Here is an 8,739-nt window from a genome sequence, read left to right on the forward strand (position 1 = left end):
AAGAGCAGGTTTTCACCTGCTCTGCAATCTTCTGACGTGTGTATTTTGGTTTCTGTTGAGTATGTCTGTTCCTGATGTTTCCTAACTCTCTAGTAGCAAATATTACGTACTTTATTGATCGTTTCACAAGATGACGTGTGCTTTCACCACACTAAAATTTATGAATTAGGACAAGCGTCCTAACATCAACTTATAAAAGTAGGCTTTTAACCCTATCAATAATGCGGCTTTTCAACCACGCTTCGGCATTCAACCCTGCCTGTCCGTAGGCATTTTTTACTCGGGTTTATATTTGCTAGAAAACATCATCTCATTTTCTAAGCCTTATAACTATACCATGTTTACAAGAGCTTGTAAAGTATTTTATGAAAGTTTTTTAAACAATTTCTTTTTTTGTTCGTGAAATATTACTCAACAATAAAAAGAAATCGTTTTAAATTGAAATTAAAAAACAAAAAAAGGAACTAAATCGATTAGTTCCTTTGTTGAATCGTAAGTATAGTCAGTTATTCAAAATCTTATCTACTTATCTCGTGCTACTTGAACAGCTAGTTCAAAATCAGTCATCATATAATTTTCATCTAGGCGGATGAGACCATAGTACTCATTCCAAAATAGCGAATCGCTGTTGCTGGACCACTTTAATCCATACCATAGTTGAGTGACATCACTTGTATTTGATGGCGGAATTGACCATAGATGCTTCTTGAAAGTTTCTTGAACAAGAGAAACATCCAGTCGTGTAGTCAAGTCAAGTTCATTTAATTTGAAAGTAATAGAATGTTTTTTCGCTGCCTCAATACTGTCCTTGTTAAATCGAACCTGAATAACCTTAGAATCTTCTATAGCCACATCATGGTCCTCAGCACCGTAAAAGGAAATACTGCCCAGTACTATGCCATCTTTTGCTAGGAGATAGGGAGCGTAAGGAACAGCATTGCTATCAATCCTGAAGCCTTTTTCGATGGTAACTGTTTTATCTCCAGGATACTTTTGGAAACTGTTACTTGTCAGGAGGTCTTCATAATCGCTACCACCATCGCCCTGTCTTACATAGATGTCAAATCCAGCGTCCATCAGCTCACTGGATTTAGTTTCAGCTAAAATGATTTTACTTTCATTAATTTGTAAAATCGGTGCTTGAGGTGGCAAACCAATCGTGAGATTAAACGTGACTCCTACTAGAAAGACCATCAAAGTTATAAGGAGGGCAAGCATAGACTTCCCAGTTCGTTTTCTTGCATTGAAAAGGGCCATTAGAGCAGGCAGGAGGATCATTTTGGCTAAAATAGAATTCCCCACACCGCCTCTATTTAAGGTCTGAAAGGCAAAGATCCCTGCGATGGCAATCAGGGTCAGGTAGACCAAAATCTCGCCTAGACCCAGTTTTTCTGTTCGAGTTTGTTGATTTACAGGAGTTTCGTACAATGACTGTCCATTCTCTTTCCTCTTTTTTAGAAAGAGATAAAAACCCAGACCTAGCAGCAGATTAAAGATTGCAAAAGCAATTAAAGTACCTATAATCACTGTTCTACCCATGGCTCTCTACTCCTTTATGTTCTCTCACAAATCTTATCTTTCTCTTTAGTACCCAATTCTCAATCAATAAAACCAGCAAGAAGAAGGGGCCGCCTTCTATCAGCACAATGGGTAAAGCCACTAGAGCAATCATCAAAAAACTAGCTTTCTTTTGACGCCAACTACCGCCCCATTCACCGTTTATCAGTACCCCCAAATAGTCGATGTAGTCAGTAAACCAAGTCAAAAAGGGATTTTGAAAATCATTGAGCCTTAGGTAAATGAACATAGCAGAATTTAGAAAAACATAAAGAATTCCAAGGACTAGAATAATCTTTTGACTAGTTCGAGTAGCCTCTAAAACGATTTTTTCTCTGTTTTCTGGTTTTATTTCCTTGAGACTTGGGTTCTTACAAGAGAGTTTTTCAAATCTATAGACCAGAAATCGGTAGAGATAATACTTGTTTATATCACGCTTCATAAAACCCCCAATCTAGGAAGGACACTCAATTATAAATCATGGTTTAAACATCTAATTTCAAGGAATTTCCTTCCAAATAGACGGCTTTTGACTCAGTGATTTTGATTTTTTGATCCTCTGAAAAGCCAATGGTTTCACCATCCTTTAAGGTGACATCACTGCCTAAAACATACTGAAGAATAGACAAGAGAAAATAATATAGGTCATCGCTATTCATAAGAGACTCGATAATTTCAATCTCAGTTTTTCCAAACTCTTTCAAACCATAAGTGTAAATACTAGTTTTATCTCCCTGGTTGATAATTCCCATATAAATCCAGAGTTGAAGGGGAAGCATTTCTTCTTTCAAAAGGTCAGCCAGGTCTAGATAAAGATCTTTGGGCAAGAGCAAGGTGGTAGAACCCTGATAAATACCAATAGCTGATTGACTAGTTTTTAGGATAGAGGTATTGACTTTAGTTAATAGGGAATAAGTTTCTACTGGCGAAAGATCGTCAGACAAAATAGAAACAATGGCGTGTTGTGTGTGCTCCTGTGTATCCTTCTCAACATCCTGCCAGAGGTAAGAATAGGCATACAATTCTTCAAATTCTTGACTTGGGATAGGCAAATCCATTAGAGCCAGCGCAACGAGAGCACCATCAATCACAAATGTTGCACTAGAATCATCCCCAGAAACTTCAGAAATTTCAAGCGCCCAGTGAGATTTCAATTCCTGAACGACCTGGTCTAAAGAATAGGCCTGCTTGCCTTTGAAGAGAGGCATGGACAAGTTCAGTTGTTTTTTCTTCTCTGACTTTTCTTTCTTACTTGTAAATAGATTTTTTAAAAAATTCACAGGACTTCTCCTTTTTCTCATATCAGTTGGAAAGCAAAGCTCTCTTACTCAAAGTAAGTCGCCATACCAAGTTTCCTCATCCTCAAAACCGTAAAATTTCTCATCAAGTAGCCAATTTCCATCCACCAATCTAAGTACAAACTGATGCTTCATTTCTAAAGCTTCTTGATAATGGGTGATGACTCTTGCTTCTTCAGCTTTTGTCATGATAAAATCGACAGAAAAATCATTCGTTTGAACATAGTTATATTCACTTGGGGAGCCATAAGAATTTCGAACTCCTCCTTCCAAGCATTTTTGAGTCACTCGTCCAGTTAGAAGTTGCATTTGCCTTTGAAAATAGTTATCCATAAGTTCATTCCACTTGGGATGAAGCTGATTTGCTGGGATGCTAAGGGCTTCTTTTTCCTTATCCAGTGCTCTGTTACGCTCAAAAATTTCCTCTTCTAACAAGATTAAACTTTTGAGTAAATTAAGCAAGGGTGGGATGATTATTTCCGCCATGGCTCGATAGTTTTCAGGGGTATTTTTATAGTTCACTCTCATAATAAGCCTCTTAATCATCTTGGATTAATTGGTTTAATTCTAGATCTGAAAGAGATCCTTCCTTGTAAAGTTTTCTTAGTAAGTCTTCATCAACTGTGATTGAATAATAGTCTGTCATAAACTCATGAAATCTCTCAAAACTATCAAAAAGGTAAGAAAGCAACCATTCTCCGCCATCCTGATCTTGGTAAGTCTGTTGATGCGCTTGACCGTCATACCAGATAAAGAAGGTTGTTTCATCTTTTTGATCTTCAGAATAAAGTGAGACATACTTCTCATCCAGTCCTTTATAAAAACCATCAATGACGTCTTGATTCCACTCGTCAGCAGCAAACTGGCTTAAACTACTTTCATGATCAAAGCCTTTCATGAGGATCATTTTATCAGTCAAAATCACATCTAAAGAATCACCTGAGCCATTGTCAATAAAATATCGGACTCCATAGTCTTCCTCAGTCTTAATCACGAGTCTAAGCCAATCCTCACTCGGATCTGTTAGATACTCATCGATAACCAGCAAGGCATCTAAGCGAGTTTTTATCTTGTCCCAATCAATCTTTCTCATCTCTAAAAACCTTCCATCTTATTCTTGCAATTTATCAAGATCACAAGCCCTATAACGAGCTGTTAGATAGCCTGAAAAGCTAATCTGAGGGATGTTCCACTCATTAGGCAAATAAATGGAACAATCTACCTGATCTCCAAGAGGAGAACTTGCTGAGAAGACGTATCTTCCCAAATCCTCATTATTAGGATTTCTTTCAACTTGACCCAATCTGCTAGTATTGAACCAGTCTTTAAACAGTAACCAGATTTGCTCGGCATCTTCGTTTAATAGGGAGACTTTCAAGTTGTAGCTGATTCCGACTCTACATCTTTTTTTGAATCCTGACTCATCAGCCTTACAAACTTTTATCGATCCCTTATCATACTGCCAGTTATCACTATCTAATAGGGAAAATTGAACAGATAGATTGTCTTTAAATCCCTGCATAGTATCAAATAAATCTTTGGAGGCAGCTTCGAATAATTCTAGTTCTTCCATAGTCTTCTCTTTAATTTTCATAGCGAATCACATTCCGATTTAATCTGCATCAACCCAGATCTGGTATTTTTGACAATGTAGACATCTAAACAAATAGCCACAGATAGGCCCGTCTTTAACCAAGTAATCTTCTACCTCTTGATATTCTTCACGCGCTTCATAGTCTGCCAAGACTTGCTCAGCGATTCCCATATCCTTTAATTCACGAGTTCCAACTGTACCCAAGTAAGCACAATAATCTTGGCAACAAGAAAGCCAATATTCTCCCTGCCAACTAGAGTAGTCTGGGGTCTGACAAAAAAGCAGCTGATTCTTTTCTGGATCCAATTCACCCTGCCACTCGGCATCTTGGATAAATTCTGCATCGAATTTTTTAGCTGCTTGACCATTTGCAATGCAAGTTGGGCAGAGATGTTCTACCTCTTCAATACTGTAGGGTCTAAGAGCATAATAAACATTGCTTTCTTTCCCACAAGATGGACAAACCTTAGCTTCTCCTTCAACAAATGAACCTGTAGCTAAAGGGTCTGGATGATAGATAAAATGTGGCAAAGACTGTAATAGCTTCTGTCTTTGCTTCTTCTCTTCTTTTCTTAGAGGACGAGAAAGAGCAAATCTGTCTCCATGACTCTGACTCATTTCTTGTAATCGGCTCAGTTTCTTTAACTGTTTTCGGTCTGGTTTATCTAAGATTTCGGTCAATAAGCTATAGGCACTAGTGTAGAGACCCAATTGGTCATAGAGGTCAGCTAAGACTTTCTTAGCTTCTAAATCATCAGACTTAGCTAATTCATCAGCCAAATCATAAAGGGCTGCAACACTTGAAGGATTTCCATCTTTAGCATGGTATTCCCTTGTCTGGGTGATATATTCTTGTAAATATGGATTCATCTGGCCGCCTTCCTAATGGATGACATAAAATCTTAACAAATAGTAACTAGGACATTTCCATTGAGCTCCAGAATCTTTTTGTAAAAGTCTTTCATTTTGACAAAGCAGGTTGAAATATCATCCTTTATTTCTTCCTCTTCCTCAAGATAATCCCAAATATTAGGATACAAATCGGCCTTCTTACAAGCTTCCATACTAAAGTCTTCCAAGGCTCTGTGCATGTCAAAACTTTCTAGAGCTTCTATGATTTCGGCTATCTTATTTTTTTCAGTATAGGCTATGTACTCAGACACTTCTTCTAAAGGAGTCACTCCTAAAACCGCTTCTCTCAAGGGATTGTCATCCAAAAATTCTGAACTACTAAATCCTGTCAAGACAAAGATCAAGGCATCCCACATTTTGTCAATATCTAGTAAGATATCATGACTATCAGCGGAATCCTCTGCAAAATCTAACAAGTCATCTTCTTGATTGGAAAGACCTTTTATTTGATCTAATTCATCGTCTGGTAAATATTGATAATTGGCAATCATTCCCATGATTTTACTCCTTTGAATCAGTTAGTATTATACGGATCTTTCTAGCTCTATTTCCCTAGAAAATGCTATAATGGAGCTAAGAAATTGTTTTATTGAATGTTAAATAGGGGGAAATAGTAATGTTCACTAGTATTGTTTTGGGTTTTTATGCTCTTTTCTTTCTATCCTTGTCCTTTACTATCTATCTCTATATCAGACTTGTAGTTGCGGTCAGACAAGGGAAAGATGTCCCAAAATGGATCTATAAACTCGGCCATGCCATTCAAGGTAGAATTCACGTTGACTATGAAGAAATCACAGATGCTAATGCCCTTAAAGAGATTCATTGGTTCTTGCTGATCTATTTAATCGTAAATCTACTGGTATTGGCTGGCTTCTACTATCGTGGCAATAGCTTTCCGCAAGCAATTTATGAATGTTTGAAAAAACAATTTTTTATCGTACTTGTTAGTATGGTTTTAAAAAGTATCGGCAAATTAATCGTATTAGCTATAAGAAAAAACTTTCAAAACAGTCATGCCTATGCATCAACCAACGCTTTTGTCGGGACAGCCTTTTTAACGAGTTATGTTTTTATGTTTTGCATGATGATGAGTGGTCTTCCAGCTCAACCTGTTCCAGTAACCATTCAAGATACCACTGTCATTATCGGGGAGACCAAGGCTTCCGAGCTTTTAGACCAAGGCTTTACCTTTGGAGATAAAGGCGCAGAGAGTTTCATCACCAATCCAAAAAACGACCATTTCTACTACGGCCAGCTTCTCGAAATCAAGCGTGAAGATCAGTCCTATGGTTTTATGATCCTTACTCCTACTGGCAAAGATACTGATCAACTCAAAAACTGTGTCATTACCTACTATAGAACGCCTAAGGATGCCCATCAATTGCAGGGGATTTCTATCAATCATGTCAGTTTAGCAAATCTCAAGCTCCAAGATTTTCAAACAAGAAAATTAATCGATATCTTTGAAGTCAATCCTGCTGATTACAATGTCGCTGAGACTGACTCAAACTACATCCTAACCATTCAAACGGCAGATTACGACCTCTGGAAAAGATACAGGATTGAAGCCAAGTTCAATTCAGATGGTTCCATAGATAGTTATGGTGTTAGAGCTCAACACAGTATGTGGGAATAAGATAGTATCATTTCAATACGAGCAAGTATAAGATTAAGTAAATGATTAAAAACTACTTAATCTTATGCTTGTTCATTTTTTCTTGGAAAATATCTGTAAGAATTTGTCGCAATTCTTGAGCTTCCTTTTCTGGAAGTTGACCTTCTTGTTTAGCAACAGCGTACAATTCCGGATATTCAAGAGAAATTCTCTTGACTGTACGTGTAATAGCATGTTTTCTAACAAAAAACGGAATCCGTTTAATCATATCTTGAGGAAGTAAGGCGATAATCTTATCGGCAGTTTCCTTATCGTTAAGCTTAGAGAAAGTTAGTCCCTCTTTAATCATTTCTTGTTCTTTTTCGGTAAAATCTTGTAATTCCATATATCTACTCCTTATCTTCAACAACTTGTTTTTGTATGAGAGCTATTCTAACTATTCATGAAAATGGTTTATCTAGATACTCCCGTGTATGTTTCCCTCTGTTAAAAAATTCTTATTCTTTCGGTTGAGAATATACTTCGATATGCTGACCTAGTACCTTGATTTCTACAGGTAGATTATCGGATTTGTCACCATCAACATCCGTTTCCAATTCACTATCTGAAGAGATTTTTATATGTCGAGCTTTCAGATACTCGATATTGTCATTTACGACAACATCCCCTTTTAATAAATCAGGGATAACTGACAATTTAGTAAGAATTGACGCATCTTTTAGAATCAAAATATTAGCATAACCATCCTTGTCTTCATCAAAGATTTTTTTGTCAGCGAAATAATTTGTGAGGAGAACTAAAACATGACTGGCTGGGCCAATGTAATTACCATTATCAGTCTCAACTTTAATGTTAAATGCTTGATCTGTAACCACAGACTTCATGGTATTAATCGCATAGGCGAGCATACCAAACTTTGTTTTATCTTCTATCCCAACGTTGTGGATAGCTTCTGGCAAAGAGCCAATACTAAAGATATAACCAAAATAATTTCCATTTGATTTTCCAATATCAATCTTGTTGGTAGAACTGAAATCAAGCTCGTCAATAGCACTATCAATATCCTGAGAGATTTCTAATAGTTTCGTAATGAGATTTCCAGTTCCCCCTGGGATAATCGCCAGTTTAGGAATATAGTCTTTCTCAGCAATACCAGAGATTACTTCATTGACAGTCCCATCTCCACCAAAAACAAGAACTGCATCATACTGCTCTCGAGCAGCTTCTTCTGCAAAGTTTGTTGCATCTTGCGCTTTTTCCGTAATTTTAATCTCTACATCATCAAAGTAGTCTCTAGCTTTATTCTCCAGCTTCACCTTATAATCCAGAGCTTTTTCACCTCCAGAGGTAGGGTTGATAATTAACATTGCTTTTTTCATTTATAATTCTCCTTACAACCTAACTATAAAAAATTAAGTTTCAATATAGCTTTTTTAATACTATGCCATTATATAACTAAATTCTTAAAACTAAAAATTGAATGTCCTGAATTTAAATAGATTGATTTCTTGCCTAATAATGCTTTAATATTAATTCTTAAAGTTCTTTAAGTTTTCAATGTTAAAAATCATGTAGAGTAGAATGCTTGCTACTAGTATCCTTTGACACTCCCTCTTTAGAGAACTTATTAAATCTAGTTAAAAAGGACGTTTATAGTAGTTCTACTTTTATTCCTTGACTCTTAAAAATATCCTCAACTTGTTCAAAATTACTAGTCATAATTGTCGCTTTCTTCAGATTTGGAAACTGTTGCAGTTCTTTAA

At 36.6% G+C, this 8,739-nt stretch carries 11 protein-coding genes; 1 reads left to right on the forward strand and 10 read right to left on the reverse strand.

The window, feature by feature from the left end:
• Window positions 1–522: 522 nt before the first annotated feature.
• The 8 genes from HMPREF1516_RS09580 to HMPREF1516_RS09615 are packed head-to-tail and all read right to left on the reverse strand — an operon-like array spanning window position 523 to window position 5,858.
• Entirely contained in the window at window positions 523–1,539 is a 1,017-nt protein-coding gene (locus HMPREF1516_RS09580; RefSeq protein WP_000533839.1) for a hypothetical protein, read from the reverse strand.
• Window positions 1,532–1,999: a hypothetical protein gene (locus tag HMPREF1516_RS09585; protein WP_000817466.1), complete on the reverse strand. Its 468-nt coding sequence runs from the start codon at window positions 1,997–1,999 to the stop codon at window positions 1,532–1,534. Before HMPREF1516_RS09585 ends, HMPREF1516_RS09580 begins: the two co-directional genes overlap by 8 nt.
• 43 nt (window positions 2,000–2,042) lie before the next feature.
• Window positions 2,043–2,837, reverse strand: coding sequence for a DUF4261 domain-containing protein (locus HMPREF1516_RS09590; RefSeq protein ID WP_001010105.1), 795 nt, complete (start codon window positions 2,835–2,837; stop codon window positions 2,043–2,045).
• A gap of 48 nt (window positions 2,838–2,885) precedes the next feature.
• Window positions 2,886–3,383 carry a hypothetical protein gene (locus HMPREF1516_RS09595; RefSeq protein WP_001265713.1) on the reverse strand — a complete coding sequence of 166 codons (498 nt, stop codon included), beginning with the start codon at window positions 3,381–3,383 and terminating at the stop codon, window positions 2,886–2,888.
• Between the two features lie 10 nt (window positions 3,384–3,393).
• Window positions 3,394–3,948 (reverse strand): hypothetical protein, encoded by a 555-nt coding sequence (locus HMPREF1516_RS09600; RefSeq protein WP_001225777.1) that lies wholly within the window; start codon window positions 3,946–3,948, stop codon window positions 3,394–3,396.
• Between the two features lie 18 nt (window positions 3,949–3,966).
• Window positions 3,967–4,449 (reverse strand): hypothetical protein, encoded by a 483-nt coding sequence (locus tag HMPREF1516_RS09605; protein ID WP_002877272.1) that lies wholly within the window; start codon window positions 4,447–4,449, stop codon window positions 3,967–3,969.
• An 18-nt stretch (window positions 4,450–4,467) separates the two neighbouring features.
• Window positions 4,468–5,319 (reverse strand): CbrC family protein, encoded by an 852-nt coding sequence (locus HMPREF1516_RS09610; RefSeq protein WP_033606439.1) that lies wholly within the window; start codon window positions 5,317–5,319, stop codon window positions 4,468–4,470.
• A 32-nt stretch (window positions 5,320–5,351) separates the two neighbouring features.
• Window positions 5,352–5,858 carry a YfbM family protein gene (locus HMPREF1516_RS09615; protein WP_033606440.1) on the reverse strand — a complete coding sequence of 169 codons (507 nt, stop codon included), beginning with the start codon at window positions 5,856–5,858 and terminating at the stop codon, window positions 5,352–5,354.
• 119 nt (window positions 5,859–5,977) lie between these two features.
• Between HMPREF1516_RS09615 and HMPREF1516_RS09620 the strand changes: the two genes are divergently transcribed.
• Entirely contained in the window at window positions 5,978–6,997 is a 1,020-nt protein-coding gene (locus HMPREF1516_RS09620) for a hypothetical protein (RefSeq protein ID WP_000495212.1), read from the forward strand.
• A gap of 52 nt (window positions 6,998–7,049) precedes the next feature.
• Here HMPREF1516_RS09620 and HMPREF1516_RS09625 read toward each other — a convergent pair whose 3' ends face one another.
• Window positions 7,050–7,361 (reverse strand): hypothetical protein, encoded by a 312-nt coding sequence (locus HMPREF1516_RS09625; protein ID WP_000422663.1) that lies wholly within the window; start codon window positions 7,359–7,361, stop codon window positions 7,050–7,052.
• 112 nt (window positions 7,362–7,473) lie between these two features.
• A complete protein-coding gene (locus tag HMPREF1516_RS09630; protein ID WP_000710099.1) occupies window positions 7,474–8,355 on the reverse strand; it encodes a diacylglycerol/lipid kinase family protein in 882 nt (293 codons plus the stop codon).
• Window positions 8,356–8,739 lie beyond the last annotated feature (384 nt).

Origin of the sequence: Streptococcus sp. CM6 (genome assembly GCF_000526095.1) — a bacterium.
Taxonomy (GTDB): Bacteria; Bacillota; Bacilli; order Lactobacillales; family Streptococcaceae; genus Streptococcus; species Streptococcus oralis_BW.